The organism is Nocardioides oceani, from assembly GCF_030412965.1.
Classification (GTDB): Bacteria; Actinomycetota; Actinomycetes; order Propionibacteriales; family Nocardioidaceae; genus Nocardioides; species Nocardioides oceani.
This window is the reverse complement of sequence record NZ_JAUHJQ010000182.1, coordinates 1-275: the sequence shown is the minus strand read 5'-3', so window position 1 is coordinate 275 and position 275 is coordinate 1. Positions and strand designations below refer to the sequence as shown.

Genomic DNA, 275 nt, shown 5'->3' with positions numbered 1-275 from the left:
CCTTTGCAGCCATCCGATGGCATGATTTTGGTAATCGGCCCGCGATTGGAAGGCCATTCGGTCACTTTTCTCACCATTCAGACACACTTCTCCTGTCGCTTTCTCCTGGCCGTCGATTTCCTCGGCCTACGCCGGAACGGGTCTTCGTCGTAGATCATCAATCAGGCTCAGGATTTTCTGGAACAGTTCTCTCGGCACGGCAACCTCGGCTAATTGGAACGTGACGTAGCGGCCATGGCTGACCACTTTCGCACCGATCTTCACCAGCTTCTCCC

The 275-nt window shown here is 54.9% G+C and carries 1 pseudogene; it reads right to left on the bottom strand.

Annotated features, from left to right (window positions below):
• Positions 1-126 precede the first annotated feature (126 nt).
• Positions 127-275 (bottom strand): annotated as a pseudogene (locus QWY28_RS23750) (IS1380 family transposase); the annotation flags it as partial.